This window comes from Prosthecobacter dejongeii (assembly GCF_014203045.1).
Classification (GTDB): domain Bacteria; phylum Verrucomicrobiota; class Verrucomicrobiia; order Verrucomicrobiales; family Verrucomicrobiaceae; genus Prosthecobacter; species Prosthecobacter dejongeii.
Map to the genome: position 1 here is coordinate 658,852 of NZ_JACHIF010000001.1, position 20,676 is coordinate 679,527.

At 57.5% G+C, this 20,676-nt stretch carries 13 protein-coding genes; 5 read left to right on the plus strand and 8 right to left on the minus strand.

The features are described 5' to 3' along the window. Positions 1-116: 116 nt before the first annotated feature. From HNQ64_RS02425 to HNQ64_RS02440, 4 genes are read left to right on the plus strand one after another with little or no spacing between them, the layout of a single operon-like run. The gene (locus HNQ64_RS02425; RefSeq protein WP_184204898.1) at positions 117-5,150 is read left to right on the plus strand and encodes a DUF1800 family protein; all 5,034 of its coding nucleotides are present in this window, start codon (positions 117-119) and stop codon (positions 5,148-5,150) included. Between the two features lie 60 nt (positions 5,151-5,210). Further along, positions 5,211-5,489: a hypothetical protein gene (locus HNQ64_RS02430; RefSeq protein ID WP_184204901.1), complete on the plus strand. Its 279-nt coding sequence runs from the start codon at positions 5,211-5,213 to the stop codon at positions 5,487-5,489. 41 nt (positions 5,490-5,530) lie between these two features. Then, positions 5,531-5,896, plus strand: a complete 366-nt coding sequence (locus HNQ64_RS24425) for an HNH endonuclease (RefSeq protein WP_408004356.1) — start codon at positions 5,531-5,533, stop codon at positions 5,894-5,896. A 17-nt stretch (positions 5,897-5,913) separates the two neighbouring features. Next, positions 5,914-7,350 carry a DUF1501 domain-containing protein gene (locus HNQ64_RS02440; RefSeq protein WP_184204907.1) on the plus strand — a complete coding sequence of 479 codons (1,437 nt, stop codon included), beginning with the start codon at positions 5,914-5,916 and terminating at the stop codon, positions 7,348-7,350. Between the two features lie 37 nt (positions 7,351-7,387). On the opposite strand, the gene HNQ64_RS02445 is transcribed toward HNQ64_RS02440, so the two are convergent. The 8 genes from HNQ64_RS02445 to HNQ64_RS02480 all read right to left on the minus strand — a co-directional run bounded on the left by HNQ64_RS02445 (position 7,388) and on the right by HNQ64_RS02480 (position 19,156). Further along, complete coding sequence (locus HNQ64_RS02445) at positions 7,388-9,655, minus strand: FG-GAP repeat domain-containing protein (protein WP_184204909.1); 2,268 nt, start codon at positions 9,653-9,655, stop codon at positions 7,388-7,390. A 13-nt stretch (positions 9,656-9,668) separates the two neighbouring features. Further along, on the minus strand, positions 9,669-11,489 hold the full coding sequence (locus tag HNQ64_RS02450; RefSeq protein ID WP_184204912.1) for a hypothetical protein: 1,821 nt from the start codon (positions 11,487-11,489) through the stop codon (positions 9,669-9,671). Continuing rightward, positions 11,486-12,436: a S1C family serine protease gene (locus tag HNQ64_RS02455; protein WP_246430915.1), complete on the minus strand. Its 951-nt coding sequence runs from the start codon at positions 12,434-12,436 to the stop codon at positions 11,486-11,488. The genes HNQ64_RS02450 and HNQ64_RS02455 overlap by 4 nt, the downstream gene beginning before the upstream one ends. A gap of 142 nt (positions 12,437-12,578) precedes the next feature. Beyond that, positions 12,579-15,353, minus strand: a complete 2,775-nt coding sequence (gene glnD / locus HNQ64_RS02460; RefSeq protein WP_184204915.1) for a [protein-PII] uridylyltransferase — start codon at positions 15,351-15,353, stop codon at positions 12,579-12,581. 21 nt (positions 15,354-15,374) lie between these two features. Further along, positions 15,375-15,908: an adenine phosphoribosyltransferase gene (locus tag HNQ64_RS02465; protein WP_184204918.1), complete on the minus strand. Its 534-nt coding sequence runs from the start codon at positions 15,906-15,908 to the stop codon at positions 15,375-15,377. Positions 15,909-15,970: 62 nt separating this feature from the next. Continuing rightward, positions 15,971-17,914 (minus strand): RecQ family ATP-dependent DNA helicase, encoded by a 1,944-nt coding sequence (locus tag HNQ64_RS02470; protein ID WP_184204920.1) that lies wholly within the window; start codon positions 17,912-17,914, stop codon positions 15,971-15,973. Positions 17,915-18,119: 205 nt separating this feature from the next. Next, on the minus strand, positions 18,120-18,692 hold the full coding sequence (gene rlmB, locus HNQ64_RS02475) for a 23S rRNA (guanosine(2251)-2'-O)-methyltransferase RlmB (protein WP_184204923.1): 573 nt from the start codon (positions 18,690-18,692) through the stop codon (positions 18,120-18,122). Positions 18,693-18,751: 59 nt separating this feature from the next. Then, the gene (locus tag HNQ64_RS02480; protein ID WP_184204925.1) at positions 18,752-19,156 is read right to left on the minus strand and encodes a Dabb family protein; all 405 of its coding nucleotides are present in this window, start codon (positions 19,154-19,156) and stop codon (positions 18,752-18,754) included. Between the two features lie 23 nt (positions 19,157-19,179). On the opposite strand from HNQ64_RS02480, the gene HNQ64_RS02485 reads away from it, so the two are divergent. Then, the gene (locus tag HNQ64_RS02485) at positions 19,180-20,670 is read left to right on the plus strand and encodes an outer membrane protein assembly factor BamB family protein (protein ID WP_184204928.1); all 1,491 of its coding nucleotides are present in this window, start codon (positions 19,180-19,182) and stop codon (positions 20,668-20,670) included. The last annotated feature ends 6 nt before the right edge of the window (positions 20,671-20,676 follow it).

The following is a 20,676-nucleotide window of genomic DNA, read 5'->3' on the forward strand; positions in this document are numbered from 1 at the left end:
GGGCCGAAGAAATTTTCAGTCCTCTCTAGTGAAACTTTGGCCTGGGATTGCGGGAATCAATCCCTGCGGTTACTTTTCTGGCCTCAGGCGCTTTATTTTTTGTGCATTTTCCTCTCATGAAAGGCCATTTGACCCTCCATGCCATCGTCCTGGGCCTCCTCCTGGGTACGCCTGCTTTGCAGGGGGAATTCACCATGCTTGGCTCGTTGGGGAATCAAGATGGCAATCCCCAGGAATTTGGCGACGGCACCTGGGGTACGAATGCGGCCCCGGGCAGTGCTACGGCACTGGACAATGACTATTATTTTTCGGGTACCTACCCGGCACCGATCGGCCTGGTGGCTGAGGCAGAACCGTGGACGAATCTGGAACGAACCCTCGGCACGGGCAATCCGCTGACCCGACTGCACTTCAACCTGAATGCCGCCCAAGTGACGCCGACCCTGCGCCTGCGTTTCGTCTTCCATCATGTCTGGGGCGGCTGGTCAGAGCCCGGCTACGGAGCCCATGAACTGGAAGTGCGCCTGAACGGCACAGTGCTCAAAACTGAGACCGCAACCACCAGTGGCACCGTGGTGGTGGAGGCCAATGCAGGCAGCATGACCCCACTCGTCGGTGAAAACATCCTGCAAGTGGCGCGCATCGGCGGGGCGGCAGATGGCTGGGTGCAGCTGGACTCCCTGACTCTGGAGATCCACCCCACTGCGCTGGTGGATGCCGATGGCGACGGCCTGCCCCGCTGGTGGGAGGAAGACCACGGCCTGAGCGATGCCGTCACGGCCGATGCTGTGGCCAATCCTGACCAAGACGGTCTGACCAACCTGCAAGAGTATGCGCTAAAAACCGATCCCCGAGTCGCCGACACAGACGGAGATGGTCTCAAAGATGGACGCGAGGTGGAGCTGGGCACCCAGCCGCTGCTGGCCGATACCGATGGCGATACCCTAACCGATGGCGAAGAAACCACCGCCACACCGCCGACGAATCCGCTGCTGGCCGATACGGACAATGATGGTGCCCCTGATGCCTGGGAGCTGCGCACGGGATTCAATGCGACTTCCGCCACCCACACTCCACCGGTCTGGAGTGGCAGCATCGGGCTGAATTTTGTCTCCGAACTGAATCCTGAAAATGCCCTCGCGGCACGGGCTGTCACCGGCTTTGCCCCGCAGATGAACTGGAATAGCACGATCCCGCTCACCAGTTGGAACTCGGCCACCGGAACCCATCAGGCCGTGGCCAGTCCTGTAGCAGGGGTTTTGGTCAATAGCGCAGGCACCCCCACGGCGATGACGATGAGCTGGAGCTCCACCTCCGGCTTTTGGGCCAGCGGCCACGGGGGCAGTTCCACGGGCAAATTGTTCGATGGTTTTTTCAGCGTGAACAATGACACAGGCGGCACGCTCACCTTTAGCCAGGTGCCCTACGCCACCTATGATGTCATCGTCTATGTGGGCTCCGTTTATGATGGGGCCAAAGGGCGGCTGCGCCTCAATGACCAGGCCACGAGTGATCGCTGGTTTGTCACCTCCAGCACCGCCCCAGAAACGCGCTTCATCCAGCCCCTGATCTCCAGTGAGGCGGTCCCCTGGCGTGGCAATACCATCCGCTTTCGCAACATCAGCGGCAGCAGTTTTAACCTGAAACTCTTCCGCACCAGTTGGTATGAGGTGGGCATCCACGGCGTGCAGATCGTCGATGCCACCGCGAACGCCGACAATGATGGCATGCCCACCTGGTGGGAGCTAGCCCACAAGCTCAATCCTGCCGCCAACGATGCCGCGACTGACCTGGATGGCGATCTCCTGGACAACCTTGGCGAATGGACCCGGCAAACCGATCCTCATGTGGCCGACACGGATGGCGATGGCCTAACCGACGACGTGGAAACATCCACCGGCCAGTGGGTGAGCGCGACCGACACGGGCTCCAGCCCCCTGCTCGCCGATACGGACAGCGATGGGCTGGCCGATGGCGAGGAAGTGAACCGCCTCCCTCAACCAACGAATCCAAACTTAGCTGATAGCGATGGCGATGGCCGCAGCGACCGAGATGAGATCCGCCAGAGCACCAACCCTGTGGAAGCCGATGCCGCCAATGCGCAGATGCCCATCGTCACCACCTCACCACGCAACTTCATCTGGGTGGTGGACAATGTGCAGCTCGTCTGGGACCACACACGTGGCCACGTGGTGGACATGCCCTGGGGCGATAACCAACTCATGAATTTCCGCCTGGCCAATGCGGCCAATCCAGGCCGCGATGCCTTCCAAATAGCCCTGCGCGTGAAAGGCGGGCGCGTTTCCCACTTCCTCTATTCCAGCTACGAAAATGGCTTCAGCCACCCAGACAATGATGGCTGGGACATCTGGGAGGCCGACTGGAATGAAATGCCCACCGACCACAAAGCCGCGCTCGGCTTCAGCGGGCATGGCCGTGCCGATATCTCGGATCGGCTGCGTTTCCAAATCCTCGGCACCAGCCCCGGTGCCCAGACGAACTGGACCTTCACCTTCAGTCTTATCAATCAAGACACAGGCAGCACCGTGATCGAACGCACCTTTGTCGGCTGCCATCTCGCCACGAACGTGCATACCAATGCGGTCAACTGGCAGGACCTTCGAGATCCCCCCAATGCCAATCGGCTGGAAATCACCCGGCACGTTGGCGTGCAGATGTTTTTTCAAAGTACCCCTCTAGAGGACACGCCTGCCTTTGCCGCCTACAAAGACACCGATGAAGATGGCATGCCCGATGTTTGGGAGGACGCTTACACGTTGGATAAAAACAATGCCACCAACGCCAGTGTGGACAGCGACGTTGATGGCCTAACCAACCTTCAGGAATACCTCGCAGGCACAAGCCCACGAGATCGCGATAGCGACGACGACGGCGCACCGGATGGGCTGGAGATGCAGAATGGCAGTCACCCCCTCCAGGCTAGCAGCCTACCGCCTTTCTATCATGGCACCCCGAGCCTCCCGGCCATGGAAGACTTTAATGGCAACGGCATGTCAGATCCCTGGGAATACTGGGCTGGCGGCGGCATTCTCCCCCGTCACTTGGACGCGGACAAGGACGGCCTAACCAATGGTGATGAAGCCGCAGCGGGCACTGACCCTTTCAATCCACAGTCGCGTTTTTGGTCCACCGTCGAACATCTAGGGACTGATGTCACCGTGCGCTGGCCGACGCTGAATTTCAAAACCGGCCATGTGTGGGAATCGCACAATCTTTCCAATTGGGCCGCAGCTTCCGGCACCCCAGTCCCAGACGGCAGTAATTGGACGCAGACCTTTGCCAATGCACTGCAAAACCCCATCAGCACTTTCTATCGTCTCGCCCTAGAGGATGTGGACAGTGATGGAGATGGCGTCAGCGACTGGACCGAAGTCAACGTGCTGGGGTCGAATCCTCAGATAGATAGCAGCATTCGCCCTCCCGTCTTTACCGACCTCAATGGCGACGGTGTGCCCGATGCAGAGGTGGGTGGAGATTTGGTGAGCCTGCTGGAGCAATTTGGCCAAGGCAGTAGTGCAGCCAGTGCAGGCCAGCCAGCCATCATGCGTTCCCAAGCCTCTCGCTTCCTCATGCAGGCTGCGTTTGGCCCCACCCTAGAGGACATCCATCGGGTACAAACTCTCGGTTATGCCGACTGGATAGCCGAGCAGGTAGCCAAGCCACCCACCCTGCACTCCACCTACATCCAGGGCATCTATGACGACATGCTAGGGCAGCGTTCCCAGAGCAACTTCAATCGCGGTGGCGAAATCGAGGCCCCCTTCCTGTTTGGCAATAACATGATGACCGCCTTTGCCCGCGCCAGCATCCAAGGAGAGGACCAGTTACGCCAACGCGTGGCCTTTGCGCTCAGCCAAATCCTCGTCACCTCCCGGCGGGATGCCAACCTGGAAAGCCGCTGCCTCGGCATGGCCGACTATTACGATGTCCTCGTTCGCCATGCTTTTGGCAATTACCACGATCTGCTCATGAAGGTGACCCTGCATCCCGTCATGGGCCGCTACCTCAGCCACGTGGGCAACCAAAAAGCAGACCCTTCTATCAACCGCTATCCCGATGAAAACTACGCCCGTGAGATCATGCAGCTCTTCACCATCGGGCTATGGGAACTGAATCCTGATGGCACTCAGAAACTCAATGGGCAGGGCCAGTCCATTCCCACCTACACGAATGCAGAGATCACCCAGCTCGCGCGGGTCATGACAGGCTTTTGGTTCGGCGGCCATACCTGGGGCGGCGGCGGCTGGACAGAGCAGGACCTCGCCACACCCATGACCTTGCGTGGTCAATACCATGACTTTGGCAAGAAAACCTTGTTAGGCGGTTACATCATCCCGGCCCGTGCTGCCACAGATGAGAATGCGGAGCGCGATGTGAGCGATGCCGTGAGACATCTTTTTAAGCACCCAAACACGCCCATCTTCGTCGGGCGGCAGCTCATCCAGTTCCTCGTCACAGACAATCCCAGCCCCGCATACATTCAGCGAATCGCCGCTGTCTTCGCTGACAATGGCGAAGGTGTGCGAGGTGATTTGAAGTCCGTCGTCACGGCGATTCTCCTGGATGAAGAAGCCCGCGATCCACGCATCACGGGCCGGCCTTCCTACGGTCGCTTGAAGGAACCTGTGATCCGCACCATGGCCTTGGCCCGCGCCTTCGGTTTGAAGGAGGTACCGGATTTGCTGTGGTGGGACTGGGGGGATTTCTTCAATGCCAGCCGCCAAGAACCCACCTTTTCCCCCAGTGTGTTTAATTTCTACCGACCCGACTACCGCGCCCCTGGTTTGTTGACTCAAAACAATCTCGCCGGTCCCGTGTTCCAGATCACCGATAGCTTCAGTTCCATCTCCTTTCCGAATCGCCTCTGGCAGACTCTCATGCAGGGCTTTTCCATGTGGGAAACTTACCGCTTTCCGCTGGATCTCTCCCGTGAAAAAGCCCTCGCTTCAACACCTGCAGATTTAGTGGACCACCTCAACTTACTCTTCTGCGCCGGGCAAATGCGCCCCTCCACCCGCATGCTCATCCTCGGGGTGATCAACCAGATTCCCGCTCAACAAACCTCCGCCCGCGTGCAGGTGGCCGCCTACCTCGCCCTCGTCTGCCCCGAAGGCGCAGTGATGAGATGACCCGGTCTCTTTCCTGGATCGAGTCTTGAATTTCCCTTTTACATCCACCATACTTTCACCATGATTCATACCCTGCTGCCCGCGAAAAAATCGCCTGCGCGCAAAGCTGTAGGCAAAGCGATCATGCCACTCCCTGTTGCGCGTTGGCTTTTGGAAAACACTCAGTTATCCGCGCGTGATCACCGCCGCATCAAAACTCTCAATGCGAAGGTCAAAAGTGAAACCATCAGCGAAGAGGAATCGGCAGAACTTGACGCTATTCTTGATGCTTGTCTGAATCTCGACATTCTGCGAGCGCAAGCTAGCAGCGTGATCAAGAAAAGTACCAAGGCGCGCTAACCATGTCCAGCCTGCCCTCCAGCTTATCGTTACGCGTGAAGATGCGTGCTGGAGACCGCTGCGAATATTGTCGCCTGCCTGCTCATGGCACTCAGGCACCGTTTGAGGTAGAACACATCATTCCTCGAAAGCACCAAGGAAACTCGTCTTTTGAAAATTTGGCTTGGTCATGTGCTTTCTGTAACCGTCACAAAGGCGTTAACATCTCGGGCTTACATCCCATAACAAAGGCGCTCGTAGCATTGTATCATCCACGCCGAGATTCATGGGACCAGCATTTTAAATACGAGAAGGCTTACATTCGTGGTCGAACGCCTGAAGGCCTAGTCACGGTGCAGGTTCTAAATATGAATCAAAACACCATGGTATTGCTAAGGCTACAGTTGATGGCAGAAGGCCTTTGGTAATCACTCACTATTTCAACATGAATGCCACCCGCCGCCGTTTCATCGGTCAGTCTGCCTGTTCTGCTTTGGGGAGCGTTTCAGTGCTCAATACCTTGCTGAATCTCAAGCTGGCGGGAAATGCTGCCGCCCAGGCGGCCCCGACAGATCATCGGACGCTGCTATGCTTATTTCTTCATGGCGGAAATGATTCCTACAATTGGTTAGTCCCACGAGACAGCGCTCGGCACGCGGTGTATGCAGAAACACGGGATCATTTGGCCTTGGGCACGGGCGTGCTGCGCCCACTGAACCAAGACGGCGGGGATGGGCAGCTTTATGGCATCCACCCAAGCTGCCCCGGCCTGCAAGAACTCTTCAATGGCCTAGGGGGTGACTCCGCGAAACGCCGTGCCGCTTTCATCTCCAATGTGGGTACCCTGATCCAGCCCGTGACCAAGGCGCAATACTTGGCGGAAAGCATGCCCCTGCCTCGCGCGCTTTATTCACACAGTGACCAGATTGACCAGTGGCAGACCTCCGTCCCGCAGGGCATGACCCAGCTCGCCGGCTGGGCTGGTCGCGCTGCCGATGTACTGAATAACGTCGTCAATGCGGACAGCATCTCCATGAACATTTCCCTGGCTGGCAATAGCCTGTGGCAGGTGGGCAATAGCACCACGCAATTTGTGGTGACCGATAGTGGGGCACTGACTTTCACGGGCAGTGATATCGGCGATGAACTGCACCCCATGCGACTGAAGAATGCAGCGCATCGCAGCATGATCGAACAGAATTATGCCAACCTCATGCAGCAGTCCTATGCGCGCCTCACCAAAAACAGCATTGAGCTTCAGGAGTTCTTCCTTCAGCAGTTCAACAGTTATGATGACAGCGCCATCAGCAGCCTCTTTCCTTCTGGCAACTGGGTCGCCCAGCAGTTCCGTGCCGCCGCCAAGATGATCGCCCTGCGCGATAGCCTAGGCCTGCATAGACAGACCCTGTATCTCAGCTTCGGCGGGTGGGATCACCACGGAGAGTTGCTGGAAACCCAGGCCGAGATGCTGACAATGATGGATGCAGCGCTCACTGCCTTTCAGCGTGCGCTGGATCAACTGAATCTGCAAGACAGCGTCATCACTTACACCGCTTCGGACTTTGGACGCACCTTGCGCAGCAATGGTCGCGGCACGGACCATGCCTGGGGGGCCAATGCTCTGGTCATGGGTGGTCCTGTGCGGGGGGGCCGCATCTACGGAACATTCCCTGACCTGACTCTCGAAAGCAACGACGACACGGGTTATGGCGGCCGCACCATTCCCACCACCTCGGTGGATTCCCTCTTTGCAGAGATGCTGCGCTGGTTCGGTGTGCCTGCTGCCGATATGGATTACGTCCTGCCTAACATCGCAAATTTTTACAACGTAAATTCCAGCTCTCTGCCCATCGGTTTTTTAAAGAACGGCACCTGGAGTTGAGATTCTCGAAACTTACTAACCTCCATCCGGGTCCACTTCACTTCCGGACGTACAGCAGCAGACGATCATGGACGAGGAGGGCCAGGTCCAGCTTGCCATCACCATTCAGATCCACCGTCGTGTAGTCGTGAGGTTCGCTTGTGAGGCCTGTTTTACCCCGGTATTGAGGATCAATTTCGAAAACACGGAAGTGCAGCGCACTCGTCCACACGGGAGGCGTTTCCGCTTGGGCCTGGAACAGTTCCAGCACACGGCTTTTGCCCGAATCCACCGTGAGTAGATCATCATTCACCCCCTGGGTAAATGGAGCCACGATCAGATCTGTCGCAGACGTGTCTTTCAATTCGCTATCGAAAGTGGTGACCGTCTCTAGAGCCAAGAGTTCGCCAGTTAATGGGCTGATTTCAAAACTGGTTTTGCCGATCAGCAGCAGACCCTGCCCTTTCCCCGTGGGGATGAGATGACACTCGTCTGGAGTCACGCTAGCCAGCGCGTGTGTGTGGGAGGAACGATACACGCCGTCTTTACCCGTGACCATTTCGTAAAGCTGGCCATTCACTGTATCGGCCAAAAGAACATCCGGTTTGGCTTTACCCGGCACGACAATGACCGCGCTGATCTGCGCGGTGGATTCAGGCGCATTGAACTGTTCCACCGTCACCGCTTTCCCATCTGCCCCCACACGAAGTGCACGGGCAATTTGATCCTTTGCGACGATGATCTCCTCCTTGCCATCTCCGTCCAGATCTGCAGTCGTCATGGCGATGGCCGAAAGCTTGTTCAACAAGTTATCCGGGAGCCCCTCCGCCCTCTTGAACGGGACTTTGGCATCCTTTTGACTGAGCAGGATCTGCATGGAAGCGATGCTCGAAAAAATCGCCAGATCCACACGTCCATCCTGGTTGGCATCCACCAAGCGCAGAGCATTCGGTTTGGTCGGACTGCTCGGCAGTTCCTGAGTGGCGGACTGGAATTTCTTTTCCGCAGCGGACCAGTTGAGCGCCAGCAGCGAAACTTTGCTTTTAGCTTCCGTGAGGGCCAGCACGGAGGTTTCTTTGGAGTCTCCTAAACGACCTGTTTGAAGCGTCAGCAGCGTATCCGCCGTCTGGTAAATCACTTCGGGGTAAGTGAGGCGATCCTTTGCCCAACGGGAAAGGCCGATGCTTTTTTCAGCAGGGCTCAGCAACAGCAGTTCCGCCTGGTTATCTCCATCCACATCGGCGATGGAGAGAGACTCGATGCCGCTGAGGGCTGGAAACTCACAACCTTCGGCAAAACCACCAGCCGCCAGACCTGCAAAGAACCAAAGTCGAGCGTTCTTCGGTTCTGCGAGGACAATGTCAGCCACCTTGTCACCATTGAGATCTCCGTAGGCGGTGCCGCCGCCTTTGCTTTCCGTGGAGGGCATGGCATGGCGGATGGTCACCGCACGCTCAGAGTCAGGCTTGGCCGTTGCCGTGGTGAGCCGGGCGATCTCCACCATGCCCGTGTCACTGCGGATCCAGGTGAGGCCCGTTTCTTTCCCAAGCTTTGCTGGGTGTACCCAGCAGCGGCTCTCTGGCATCTCCAGTCGCCATTCTTCGCCAAAGCTGGCACCTTCTTTTTGCAACCTAACCAAAAGTGCATCCGCATCAGGCGCGGTATAAAAGAGATCCAGCTTACCGTCGCCGTTGAGGTCGCCACTGCGCAATCCTCCACAGCCTGTTTGGCCGAGCACGTAGGTCTTAGGTTCGGCCCATGTGCCAGGGCCACTTTGCAACCACACCATGAGACGCGTAGTGGTCAAAAGAGCCAGATCCTGCTTTTTATCCGCATTGAGATCCACGGCCAAAAGGACTGCCGAATCCTCCGCCACAGAATCGAGCGTGAACTCCTTTTTCTGGCTCCAATCTCCCGGCTTGCCCTGGGTGCGGAGGACCAGTTTATCATCATCATTCGTGTAGGCGATGTCAGGCCGCCCATCGCCATTCCAATCTCCTACGGCCAATGACCAGGCACTCTGGCCGATGACGAGAGGTTGCTTTTCCAGTCGTGAAATCTCCAAGATGGGATTCCAGCGGTCGGCACGTGAGGTACGCTCAGGCTCCCCCGGCTGGGCTCCCTCTTTGCGCTGAAGCAGAAACTCAATGCGCGCGCGATCCTGGTTCAGCACCACCAGATCCTGCAACCCATCGCCATTGAAATCACCCGAGCAAGGGCTCGATGTATTCCAGTCCAGCTTGACCACCTCCGGCCCATCAAAATAGAGGCCGGGGGTATCTGCAGCCTGGGCGCTGAGGGCAGCGAGAAAAAGGAGCGCGCGCATAATGAGTCAGCGTTTACTGGGCCTCCACCGGAGTGGTCACTGAGCGATAATAGATGGCATTGGCAGGTGAATAGTAGCCACTGACACTGGTGCCAAAGTAGCGCTTCCACATGGCATCCGAAGGCACTGCCGTCGGGTCAAACCAGGTATCAGCTCCAGAAATGGCTTCCAGAGCTTCTTCGTCTTCAGAAGCTGGTGCTTTTTTGCCTTTGCCCTTCTTGCCTTTTTTCTTGGCGGTTTTGCCCACTTGGCCCTGCACCATGGACATGGCATCCACCACCACCTTCATCATCTTGCCGCCATCCGCCACACCCACGCCTGCATAGCCTTTTGGCAAGCGGGCGATGAGGTCCTGCACGCGGGCATCATCCCAGATGCTCGGTCCGCTGGCTTCCTTCATGCGGGAGAGCACCTTTTTCAGCAGCGCCTGCGGGCCCGTGCTGAAGAGAAAATAATCATTCGTTAGGCAGAAGGCCATCTCCGCGCCCGTAGGTTGGGCAGCTTTGATGACATTGATCTGGTGGCCCAGATATTCGGTCTCTTCAAAAGCCGCAAAGCCAGCGCCAGCAAAGCGTTTCACTCCATCCAGAGCACCGCCGAAACGCTGATGATCCTTCACCTTGATCGCGAGCACCTGGCTCTGATTTTCCAGGCTGCCATCCGTGATCTCGATGTATTCATCATCCAAGCTGGCGAAGAGGTCATCCCGCAGTTTGACTCCGGCCTGTGCTTCCACACCGCCGAGCTGCATCGTCGCCATGGCCGCCATGGGCCCCAGCTTGTTCACCATGACCATCAGCTTATCCCAAAGGCCAACAAGGCTGTAGCGTGTCACTGTGCTGCTGATGACATCGGTAGGAACAAAGGCAGGCAGCACCACTTCACCGCCAGCACTCCGCAGCAGGCTGACAAAACCCGTGGGCTTTTCAGGATGCAGCAGCGCCATTTCGATGCGGGACTGATCGTCAGCGATGTCCAGTGTCAGTGCGATGGACTGGATCTCCTGTGGCCCCAGAACTTCGATGATCGTCTCAGGGGAGATCGGCATCTGGCTGGTACCGCCCGCCGCAGCCGCTGTGGCAGCCTGCAGGCCCCACTGGACCAAGGTTTCACCATTCAAATAAACGAGCACATCTGTGTGCCCATCCGTCAACTGAGCTAAACGAGTGAGGTGACCTGCGACCACGTCAGAGCCCTCACCTGCACCACTTTTCAGTGCGGTGATGAAATACTGCATGTCCTTGAGGGAATTGGCCTCCACCAGCGTGCCATCCACAAAGGCATAACCATCTTCCCAGCCTTCCTCTGCGTCTTCCGTCGCTGCCAGAATGTGCACGGTGACACCTGCGATGTCCTGCGTGCGCTGCTTCAGAGACTCGTCTTTTTTCATCGAGATTTCAGCCTCTTTGAGCTTCATCTCTTCCAGGCCTTTTTCCTGACCGGTAGCATCACTGAGACCACACAGGGGCGGCTCATCACCAGAGAAGTCCTCGGGGCTATCTCCCAGGAAAATGGCCATGCTAGCCCCAGGATAGCGTTTCAGACTGTCATACAGACCTTCGCCTGAGTCTTCCTTCACAGCTTTATCCCAGGGGGCCTCACCATCTTTCATCATAGGTGCGGTCCATTTCTTGAACTCCTCGTCCTGCAGCAGCTTCGTGAAGCTGCTTTTATCCCAGTCAGCCAGCAGCTCAGGGGTATTTTTGATGGCGATCACGCCCACCGTATTTTTCGGCAGAAGCTTATACCAATCGTCGAGTTTATCCGCATGCGCAGACACACTGCTCAGCAGGCTGAGCAAGGTAAAAAGAGAAAGAAAACGAGGGGGTTTCATGGCTGAGTCTCTGGGGTTTTAGGAGTTGTTTCAGGAGCTGGGGCACTGGCCGGAGCCGGAGGGGAAAGGTAGCGAAAGCCGCTGTTGGGGTTGCGAGGGTCAAAGGCAAAAGCATCCCGGTTTTTGAGGAACAGTTTCAGCAAGTTTGCAGGGATGGAAAAGCCAAGACCCTCCACACCGACACCCGCCAGCTTCATATTGTTCACTCCCACCACCTCCCCACGGGCATTAAAGAGTGGTCCACCCGAGTTTCCTGGATTGATCTGCGTGGTGCTCTGAATGGACCAAGCACCGCGGGTCTCGCGAGCACGCACACTGACGATGCCCTGAGAGACAGAACGCTCCAGGCCCAAAGGACTGCCGATGGCAAACACAGGCTGCCCCTGAATGAGCATGTCTGAATCCCCCAAAGGCGCAAAGGGCAGCTTGCTCACAGCCGGATCATCAATCTGCAAAATGGCCAAATCCAGAAAGCCATTCATTGCGATGATCTTGATCTTCGGGAAAACCTCCTTTTCCAGCCCGCCATTCTTTTTGCGATAGACCACCACGGAGATTTCTCGCTCACCAGCGATCACGTGTTGATTGGTCACCACGTGGCCTAACTTATTGATGATGAAGCCTGAACCTAGCCCGGAGGATGTCTGGATCTGCACCACAGATTCTCCCACGCGCAGGACGTTCTTATCCACCGCCAGAGGCTCACGTCCAGGCTCCACAAAGTACATGTCTTCGCTTTCCGCCTCACTCGGGCCAGAGACTTTCTGTGTCCCGGCTTTTTCCTGACTGGCGATCTCCAGCCGTGGCACATTCAGCACGGTGAAGCCCAGGTCCAGCATCAGCACATCATCGCGTTCACGAAGCACCTCCCCCTGCACCTGAGCACCATTTTTCAGCGTTACCTTCACGGGCTCTGCCGCATGAATGTCGCTGCTGGCAACGCTCAAGATAAGCGCGCCCCATATACCCCTGGTGCTTTTTTTGATCACGGGTCAGGAAACTAGCAAGCCCCCCGCAGGATACGAGGATTTTGTGTAGTTAAGAGACGATTCTTTTTAGGCCTGCCCTCAATCGCCCCTTCCCACCACCTTAACCAAACACGGCCTCCTCGATCTTGCCCTGCAAGGTGTCCAAAACGAGTCGGGTCGAAAGCTTCCTCCCATTTTCGTCCTGCACATAGATGGAGTCAATCGCCACGCCTTTTTCTGTGCCGATGCGCGCATGTGTGATGTTCAGCCCCAGCTTGCCGATGGCCATGAAAACATCGTACAAAAGCCCCAGGCGGTCCACCACCTGCAGTTCCACGATGGTCTGGTCATGCGAGAGTTCGTTGTTGATGTAAACCCGCTGTGGGATCTCGGACATCACCTCATCATAACCAGGAATGGCTTTACGCGTTTTCGCGATGGCAGGACCGAAATCAAACTTCTGCGCCAGGAAAGCCTGGCGGACGGAGGCCTCCACCCGCTGCCTCGCTGTCTTGCTCGTCACCGCCGCAAAGTTCGTATTGCAGACGCGGAACATATCCAGCACCAGATTATCTCCGCGTTGGTAGAGATCGGCACTCAGAATGTTGATGCTTTCCGCAGAGAGCGCCCCTGAAATACGCGCCAGCAACTGATGGCGGTCCCAGCAGGTGACCGTCAGTTCGCTGTAGCCTTGCTCCACATGGTCCGTCCAGGTCATCACCGGTAGGAGGCCAGCCTCCGCCTCCTCCACCATGAGCTGGGTAAAAAACTGGCGAAATTGGCGGATGTGATCCGCGATCTGTGCGGGCTCTCGGAAGTTAAAGTAACTGCGCGGCATGTGCTGGAAGTGCGCGCTGATTTCCAGGTCAAATTCAGCCCCCAGTTCTTTCGCCACACCCGCTCTCACCTCATCCATGGGCACTGCTGCACGGCGCATGAAGTCCGCCGGCGCATCCATAAATTGCAGCGTGTTGTGGTACAGTTGGCGGATGGAGGCCTCTTTGTAACCGGACCAACTCGCTTCGCTGGTGCCCTTGGAATCCGCATAGGTCATCACCAAAAGTGTGTCCAGATACTCCTTCGTCCGCACGATGCCGGCAAATTCGCCGATCACCTTCGGATCATCCAGATTCATCGTCGTCGCGGTGCGATACATCAGCAGGTGATTATCCACCAAAAACAGCAGAAGCTTGCGCTTCTCCCCTTTGATCTGGAGGCGGCGGCATACGGCATCCGCCATCACGGTGCTTTCAGCATCATGGGCCTTCGCATTGGCTGCGCGGCCCGCATCATGCAGCAGCAGGGCCAGATACAAGATCGCCGGCTGCGCCAGTTCATGCAGAAGGTTTTGATAAAGACTCAGCCCAGGCTTGGGAGGGCCGCTGAGTTCGTCCAGCTTATCCAGCGTGCGCAGCGTGTGCTCATCTGCCGTGTAACGATGAAAAAATTCATGCTGCACCAGGCAGGTCAGCGCGCCAAATTCCGGCATGTAGCGCCCCAGAAAACCCACGCGATGCATCTGCCGCATCACCCGTGCCACATCCCCTTTGCAGGAAAGAATGGCCTCAAAGGTTTCTCTCACCCCTTTGTTATACCGATAGCTCACATTCACCAGACGGAAGCTTTCCTGCATGAGCTGGAATAGCTCTGGACTCAGCCGCAGATGCCGCTGCTGGGTGTGAAGAAACACCTGCATGAGCTTGCTGGGGTCTTCTTTAAAGAGAGCCTTATCTTCGACAAACAAGCGCTCATTTTTGGCAATGAAACCATCAAACTTCTCAGCCCTCTTCAGCGCCGTCTTGCGCCTAACCATGAAGTTTAGCAATCCCTTACGCGTGCTTTCATCTTCCAAAGCCTGAAGGTGAAACCTGTCCATCACTTCACTGCTACGCTGGAGGATGTCCCGCGTGGCCATGTAGTACTCGCGCATGAAGGCCTCGATACGGCGCAGGATTCGCTTGTGCCGATAGCCTAGATTCGTAGCCACAAATCCTTGCAGGCGCAGGGTCAGGATGTCGCTGGCACGCTTCTCTGTGTAGTGCATCTCATTGCGCGTGCGCAGGATGAAGTCGTAGGCCTGCTGGATCTCTTTCCACCCCGCAGGAGTCAGCAGTCCCTTCGTTACCAGGTCTTGCGGATTCAGCGTGCCCAGCTTCGCATAAGTCATCCAGATGAGGTTCTGGTAATCGCGCAGGCCACCGCAGCCATTTTTGACGTTCGGCTCCTGCACGCAGTTCGTGCCGCCGTATTTATTGTGACGACTCGCAAGATCTTGCTGACGCAGCTTGAGAAATTCTGCCTCGCGCCCGGTCATGCACTCCTTGTCAAAACGAGCGCGGAAATCCTGAATGGCCTCCTCACTACCACAGAGAAAACGCGCCTCCATCAGCGCCGTTTTGGTCTCCATGCTTTCATTCGCCAGCTTCAGGCAGTCACCCACGCTGCGCGTGCCGTGGCCCACCTTCAGCTTCATGTCATAAAAGAACAGCAGGTAGTCTCCGATCAACTTGGCCAACTCCGGAGAAACGTTCGAGCTATTCCCCGGCAGCATGAAAGTCAGGTCCACATCACTGCCCGGGCTCATCACCTGCCGCCCATATCCACCGTGAGCCACCACGCTGAGATTCAGCTTATTCCTCACCGCAGGTTCCAGCGCGGCTAGGCATTCCTGCCACAGCAGCCGCACGATGTAGTCCATGACATCGGACCGCATGCGGCAGATCTCCACCCCACTTCCGCCTGCTCGATGACGTTGCTTGATTCGCTGCTCCTTGAGGCGCAGAAACCGCTTGCAGAGTTTCAACGTCTCCGTGCGGCCACGGGGTAGCGCCACGTCTTTGCCGAACACCTTTTGCGCGGCGGCTTCCAAACGGCGCTGATACTCCTGTACAGTCATGCGTGCGAGGGGTCAAAAAAATCAAAACTTCAGCAGCGAATGAATCGGCCCCATACCCTCCAGTCGTTCACGACCGCAGAGAAAAGCCAGCTCAATGAAAAAGACTGAGCCAAGCAACTCAGCCCCGGACTGGCGGATCAGTTCCAGCGCCGCGCCAGCCGTGCCACCGGTGGCCAGCAGATCATCCGCCAGCACCACCCGCTCCCCGGGGGCTAGGGCATCCAGGTGCATCTCCACACTGTTCGTGCCATACTCCAGACTATAGTCCACCCCGCGGGTCTTCCAGGGCAACTTGCCCTTTTTCCGCACGGGTACAAAACCAGCCCCTAGCCGCTGCGCGATCATAGCACCAAAAATAAAGCCACGGGCATCAATGCCCACCACCTTATCCACCTTCTGACCGGCGAAGATTTCCGCCATGCCTTCAATGGCCTCTTGGAGAAGATGCGCATCCGCCAGCACCGGCGTGATATCTTTGAAAAGAATGCCGGGTTGAGGAAAATCCGGCACATCACGGATCGTGGAGCTAAGGCGTTCGAGGGAATCGGGAGACATGGCGCGCCAGTGTGCGGGGTCACCACGCAGATGCAAGGGCGAAGGCAGGGTGAAATCCAATCTCAGCGCATCGTCTCCGCCTGCGCCAGCACATCGGCAAAGGGCACTTGGTCCAGCATGCCAAAGCTATCCAATCGTGTGAGGCGAGCCCGCGTGGTCGCAGGGCTGGTGATGCCACACAGAAAGCGTGCCAACTGCCGCGGCGTGCGCAGTGCGGGATGCCGCTCATCCAAAAGTGTGCGGATAACCGCCACATCTTCCGTCGTGACTCCCGGTCGTGCCGACTGTGGAATGCTGCGTGGCTCACTCATGTCCACCTTTTTTGCCCGCTCCAGGCAGCTCGTGCAGGTGCCGCAGTCCTCCGCCATCTCCTCGCCAAAATAGCGTAGCAACCAGCGCGGGATGCATTCGCGCTGACTGGCCAGTTCGAGGATCTGGTCCAGCCGCTGCACATCCCGCAGCTCACGCCCGGCAAAGAGCTGCTGCATCTTTTGACTCACCGCCTCAGGATCGCGGTCAGCAGCATCCCCACACAGCCTGTATCGCTGGCGTGAGCCACTGGGTTTCATCTGAATCTCTCCCGCCTCCTCCAGCCAGGTCAGCGCCTTCAGCAGGCGCTCCCGTGGTTCGCCCATTTCAGCCGCAGCTTCATCCAGGACTAAAGTGGTCCATTTGTGCCCGCGTTTCCCACAGGCGAAAAGCTTCCGTAAAAACGCCTGCCGTTCTGGTTTATGCCCCGCCAGGATGCGCGCCTCGGGCTGGAGAAAACTGTACTGATAACTGGAATAAAACATGCCCAGCGGGCGCACCAGCCCACCTAACTCTAAGTTTGTCAAAACCGTCTCAATCACCAAAGGGCGTATGTCCGTGCTGCCAGAAAGATCATAAATGGAAATATCAAATTCATCTCCCTGCCGCAGCAGATGGTCCACCAACTGCCGCAGGGCCTGCGGCGTGGGGGTATCCCCAAAGGTGAAATTTGCCAGCACGGTGCAGTCATCTTGGCAGGCCAGCATTTCACAGACAGATACCTTGCCATCGCGCCCCGCACGGCCCGTTTCCTGCATGTAGTTTTCCAGCGTTTTAGGCAGGTTGTAGTGATACACCGCCCGGATATCCGCCTTATCAATCCCCATCCCGAAAGCGATGGTCGCCACGATCACTTCCGTCTGTCCGGTCATGAAACCATCCTGCGCCGCGTGCCGATATTCGTCCGGCAGCCCCGCATGATACGCCAGCGCATTGACCCCAGCTTTTTGCAGATGCGTCGCCACTTCCTCAGCCGTCTGTTGCAGTGTGACGTATACGATGGACGGCACCTGGCGTTTCAGCAGCAGCTTCGTCAGTACCTCTTTGCGCTTCACCGCCGCGCAGGGAGTGATTCGGTAATGTAAGTTAGGCCGATGGAAGGAGGTCTGGATGTGATCCTCCTGGACAATGTCAAAAGCCCGCCGAATATCCGCCGCCACGCTCGGGGTCGCAGTGGCCGTGAGGGCCAACACGGGGGAAATCTCCAGCTCTTTCGCCACATGCGCCAGACGCAAATACTCTGGCCGGAAGTTATGCCCCCACTCCGAAATGCAGTGCGCTTCATCCACCGCCATCATGGCGATTTTGATCCGCTTCAGCCGCTCCATGAAGTTCTCATTCATCAGCCGCTCAGGTGCGATGTAGAGCAGCTTCGTCTTTCCGGTGCGCAGATCCTCAAAGACTTGCTGCGCCTCTTCCAATTTCAAAGATGAATCCAACCGCGCCGCGCCAATGCCCCTCGCCTTCAGCGCCTCCACCTGATCTTTCATCAGCGCGATGAGAGGTGAAATGACCAAGGTGACTCCATCCATCAGCAAAGCTGGAAGCTGATAGCACAGAGACTTTCCGGCACTGGTGGGAAAAAGCGCCAGCGCACTCCGCCCCGCCAGCAACGCCTGCATCACAGCCTCCTGCCCTGGGCGAAAAGCCGCATGGCCAAAGTGCTGGCGAAGGGTGGCGGTGAGATCTTGAGGCATGGCCACCCATGCCACCTGTTTGGAGACTCTGGCAAGAAAGGAGTGCAGGGATGGGCCTCACCTCCTTTTAAATCTTTCTCAGCGAGACTTCGCAAACCCGCAGGCAGGGCCCGGTAGAACGCGCTGTTGAGAACTTAGGTGACAGGAGAGCATGAGACACTCTCCTCTCCCTCCAAAGGTAAGCGCTGAAAATTCTTAACGCTCTCTACTTCTTCCCCTGCCGCTGGCGCACCACTTCAAACAAAGACACACCCGTCGCCACGGAGACGTTCAGACACGGCACGCGACCTGCCATGGGGATGCGGACGAGGAAATCGCAATGCTCCCCTGTCAGGCGGCGCATGCCGTCGCCTTCAGCACCCATGACGATGGCCGTGGGGCCTTTGAGATCCAGATCGTAGATGGACTTCGTGGTTTCATCCGCCGTGCCGACGATCCAGATGCCCAGTTTCTTCAGCTTTTCCATAGCGCGGACCAGATTCGTCACGCGCACGAGAGGGATGTTTTCGGCACCGCCGCACGAGACGCGGATGACGGTATCGGAGATGGGCGCAGACTTGTCCTTCGGCATCACCACGCAATCACAGCCCGCCGCATCGGCCGTGCGCAGGCAGGCCCCCAGGTTGTGCGGATCCTGGATGCAGTCCAGGATGAGCACGAGCGGGTTTTCTTTCCCCTCCAGCAGCAGAGACAGGTCATCTTCATCATACACAGGCACGTGCCCCGTGGTGGGAGACGAGTGGCGGTTCTGACGGGCGACGGGTGCGGGCTTGGGCATCCCGCAGTGATGAAATGCGCTGGCCCCGGCTGCAAGGGTTTTGACGGACAATTCGTGGCCTACTGGGCCACCACGTCATAAACCAGCAGTTTTTTGGCCTTCGGTTTCAGGATCTCGTTCACCGCTTTCACGTGCGCGGGGTGTTTTTCATACACGGCCAGGTCCGCCGGGGTGGCAAAGCGCATCACCAGACCCACGTCGAAACTATCGTCCACCACCGGGCGCTCACTGGCCAGCGGGGTGCCCACGCTGAGGTGCTGGATGCCGGGGATATCCTTTTGGAAACCCTTGGCCGCAGCGATGATGGCGGCCCGATCTGCGGCATCGCCCGGCTTTTTCAGCCACAGGAGGACGACGTGCTCTACCTTGCCCTGGGCAGTGGTCTTGTGCCCCATGGGGCAAGTGGTGCAGGAGGCGAGCAGGCTGAGGGCGGCAAAGGAAAAGATGGCGATGGCTTTTTGCATAGCGGTCTTTAGTCTGCGTGACCATGAAGGAAGCGTCGAGACTGTTTTTCTGCCTGTACCTGTTTTCTGGAGCCCTCCCTGCCCAGGAGGCGCAGCCTTTTGACCGGCTCACCTTTCACCATGCACCGAAACCCCTGGCCGCTGGAGCAAAAACCAGTGACTGGCCGCGCGTGCTGGGCCCCAGCCACGATGCCAGCACACCCGAAACCCACCTCTTAAAAACCTGGCCCGCGACTGGCCTGTCACCTGTTTGGGAAGTGACCACGGGCGAGGCCTACACCTCCCCCATCCTCAGCGGTGACTACTGCGTGATTTTCCACGCGCTGGAGAAGCAGGAAACCGTGGAGTGCCTGCACCGGGAAACGGGCCAGCGATTCTGGAGCCAGGCCTACCCCATCGAGTACCAGGACCGCTACGGGTTCGGCAATGGCCCGCGTAGCAGTCCGGTCATCTCCCAGGGTGTGGTGGTGACGCTGGGCGTGACGTCCCAGCTTCACGCTTACGATTTAAAGACCGGCAAGGTGCTGTGGGCGCATGACCTGCGAAAGGAATACAACGTGCCACAGGATTTCTTCGGCGCGGGCTCCTCGCCCCTGATTTTAGATGGGCTCGTCATTGTCAATGTAGGTGGCAAGGCGGAGGCATTCGATGGCTTTGAAGACCGCCGAGATCGTGCGGCGAAGCTGGCCACGAAAGGCGTCAGCGTGGCTGCTTTTGACCTAACCACAGGGGCGGTGAAATGGAAGGTGGAGGATGAATGGGGTGCCAGTTATGCCTCGCCCATTCCTGCGAAGCTGCACGGCCAGACGAAGGTTCTCATCTATGCCGGAGGAGAGAGTGATCCCGCCATCGGCGGCCTGCTATGCATTGACCCGACCACCGGCACCGTACACAGCCGCTTTCCTTGGCGGGATGAGGAATACATCCAGGCTACCGGCAGCAGCCCTGTGGTAGTCCCAGAAAAAAATCGTGCTTTCATCACCACCTGCTACCCAAAGAATCAGCCGTTAGGCGGTGTGATGGTGGAATATGATGCGCAGTTCCAGGTCAAAGAAGTCTGGCATTCCAAAAAGATCGGCGTGCACTGGATGACACCCGTTTATCACGAAGGCCACCTTTACGCGATTGATGGCGAGCGCGAAAACAATTCCCGCCTCGTCTGCGTGAATGCAGACACGGGGGCGGAGGTGTGGGGAAGAAACATCGAGTGGGAAGACGCTGCCTTTGCCACCGCCCAGGGCCGCAGCAAACCCGTGCGCCTAAGCATCCTGCGAGCCAGCCTTTTGAAGGTGGAGGGTCACTTCCTCTGCTTGGGTGAAACCGGCAGCCTGCACACGCTGAAACTTTCCCCCCAGGGCTGTGAGGAGGTCTCCCGCACTCAGCTCTTTTACGCGCTGAATACCTGGAGCCTGCCCTCCCTGAGCCACGGCCTGCTTTACGTGCACCAGCAGGCGGAATCGCTGGATCGAAAAAACGGCACCCGCATCGTTTGTTATGACCTGCGGGGTGAATGATATCTA

What these genes read in the sequence shown, in the direction of transcription:
- HNQ64_RS02425 (WP_184204898.1), top strand. Translation starts at nt 117, where the DNA reads ATGAAAGGCCATTTGACCCTCCATGCCATCGTCCTGGGCCTCCTCCTG.
- HNQ64_RS02430 (WP_184204901.1), top strand. Translation starts at nt 5,211, where the DNA reads ATGATTCATACCCTGCTGCCCGCGAAAAAATCGCCTGCGCGCAAAGCT.
- HNQ64_RS24425 (WP_408004356.1), top strand. Translation starts at nt 5,531, where the DNA reads ATGCGTGCTGGAGACCGCTGCGAATATTGTCGCCTGCCTGCTCATGGC.
- HNQ64_RS02440 (WP_184204907.1), top strand. Translation starts at nt 5,914, where the DNA reads ATGAATGCCACCCGCCGCCGTTTCATCGGTCAGTCTGCCTGTTCTGCT.
- HNQ64_RS02445 (WP_184204909.1), bottom strand. Translation starts at nt 9,655, where the DNA reads ATGCGCGCGCTCCTTTTTCTCGCTGCCCTCAGCGCCCAGGCTGCAGAT.
- HNQ64_RS02450 (WP_184204912.1), bottom strand. Translation starts at nt 11,489, where the DNA reads ATGAAACCCCCTCGTTTTCTTTCTCTTTTTACCTTGCTCAGCCTGCTG.
- glnD (WP_184204915.1), bottom strand. Translation starts at nt 15,353, where the DNA reads ATGACTGTACAGGAGTATCAGCGCCGTTTGGAAGCCGCCGCGCAAAAG.
- HNQ64_RS02465 (WP_184204918.1), bottom strand. Translation starts at nt 15,908, where the DNA reads ATGTCTCCCGATTCCCTCGAACGCCTTAGCTCCACGATCCGTGATGTG.
- HNQ64_RS02470 (WP_184204920.1), bottom strand. Translation starts at nt 17,914, where the DNA reads ATGCCTCAAGATCTCACCGCCACCCTTCGCCAGCACTTTGGCCATGCG.
- rlmB (WP_184204923.1), bottom strand. Translation starts at nt 18,692, where the DNA reads ATGCCCAAGCCCGCACCCGTCGCCCGTCAGAACCGCCACTCGTCTCCC.
- HNQ64_RS02480 (WP_184204925.1), bottom strand. Translation starts at nt 19,156, where the DNA reads ATGCAAAAAGCCATCGCCATCTTTTCCTTTGCCGCCCTCAGCCTGCTC.
- HNQ64_RS02485 (WP_184204928.1), top strand. Translation starts at nt 19,180, where the DNA reads ATGAAGGAAGCGTCGAGACTGTTTTTCTGCCTGTACCTGTTTTCTGGA.